The organism is Polynucleobacter sp. 35-46-11 (assembly GCF_002281105.1).
In genome coordinates, this window is sequence record NZ_NCFJ01000524.1 from 1 (window position 1) to 1,722 (window position 1,722).

Here is a 1,722-nt window from a genome sequence, read left to right on the forward strand (position 1 = left end):
GCTTTATTAATCAAAAGCTCAGAAGTGGTTGCAGGCTCATGCCAGCCAGTGGTGTAGTAGAACTTAGCTGCTTTTTGCAAACCAAGACGGCGGTCTTGATATGGTCCAACAAACTCAGCTGCATCAATCACGCCACGCTCTAGTGCAGGGAAAATCTCACCGCCCGGTAGCACCTTCACATCAACACCTAACTTAGCGTAGACCTTGCCAGCAAGTCCTGGGATACGCATTTTTAGACCTTTGAGGTCGGCTACGCTATTAATTTTCTTTTTGAACCAGCCAGTCATTTGCACGCCCGTATTACCGCATGGCATCGCAATCATGCCAAAAGGGGCATAGGTTTCATTCCAAAGATCGATACCACCACCGTCATAGAGCCAGCCATTCATACCCTGGAAGTTCAGGCCAAATGGCACTGCAGTAAAGTACTGAGCTGCAAAAGTTTTACCAGTCCAAAAATAACTATTGGCATGGTTCATCTCCACTGTGCCAGAACGTACCGCATCAAAGCCCTCGAATGCCGGGATCAACTCGCCCGCTCCAAATACTTGAATCTTTAAACGACCATTAGACATCTCACCGATACGTTTGGCCAAATCAGTTGCACTACCTGGACCTTCCATATAAAACGGCGCACCCTTTGGGTAAGCGCTGGTCATCTTCCAGTTAAAAGTTTGCTGAGATTGCGCTTTTACAATTGCAGGGGCACCTAAAGCAACACCTGCTACACCAGCACCAATACTGGTACTGAGAAACTTGCGGCGATTTGATTCCATTTGTCTTCTCCTGTTAAGCATTGATCATGGAAGATGCTCAGAGACAATTCTTTGATTCATCTTCTCGAGTCCAATGTATCGACTCATAGAAGAAAAGTAGTAATGAAAAGTATTGCTTTAGGGCACAGAAGCACTACATTAGTGCTTATGCACGTTTTTCTTGCATGATCACTAGACTAGTAGATTCAATTTTTAACAAAATGATTGAATGAGACAGATTTACGTACCATCACAAGAACAAGGGAATGAATTCATGCAACAAAAATGGGGTATTCGTGGAATGGCGGTAGCACCACACTCACTGGCATCTGAGTCAGCCTTAGGGGTTCTTAAGGAGGGTGGTAACGCTTTAGAAGCAATGATTGCTGCAGCAGCAACGATTGCAGTGGTTTATCCCCATATGAATTCCATAGGTGGAGACTCATTCTGGGTAGTGCATTCACCCGGAAAGACAATGGGCGGTATTGATGCCTGTGGAGCTGCAGCAGGATTAGCCACTAAAAACTGGTACGCAGAGCGCGGTATTACTAAAGCGATTCCGTTTAGAGGCGCTGTTGCAGCCAATACTGTTGCTGGAACCATTTCTGGATGGGGTGCCGCTCAACAACTCTCTAAAACTGGCTTGCGCGGTAAATTACCACTCTCCCGCCTCTTAGCCGATGCCATTTACTACGCAGAAGCTGGCGTGCCAGTTACCTATAGTCAATCGAGCTTAACTGCCAAAAAGCGTGCGGAGCTTATTGATATTCCAGGTTTTGCAAATACCTTTTTGGTAAACGGCCAAGCACCCGCCGTTGGTAGCATCTTCAAACAAGATCGCCTCGCTAAGACCTTACGCCAAATTGCTCGCAAAGGCACTGAAGATTATTACCGCGGAGATTTAGCGGAGTTACTAGCAAAAGAACTGACTGAGCTCGGTAGCCCACTCAGACTGAGTGACCTGCAT

2 protein-coding genes are annotated in these 1,722 nt (G+C 46.5%); one reads left to right on the forward strand and one right to left on the reverse strand.

Annotation, left to right across the window (positions count from 1 at the left end; all coding sequences use genetic code 11):
• A partial coding sequence (locus B7Y67_RS17170) for an ABC transporter substrate-binding protein (protein WP_293599670.1) occupies positions 1–776 on the reverse strand: 776 nt, incomplete at its 3' end.
• A gap of 253 nt (positions 777–1,029) precedes the next feature.
• On the opposite strand from B7Y67_RS17170, the gene B7Y67_RS17175 reads away from it, so the two are divergent.
• A partial coding sequence (locus B7Y67_RS17175; protein ID WP_293599671.1) for a gamma-glutamyltransferase occupies positions 1,030–1,722 on the forward strand: 693 nt, incomplete at its 3' end.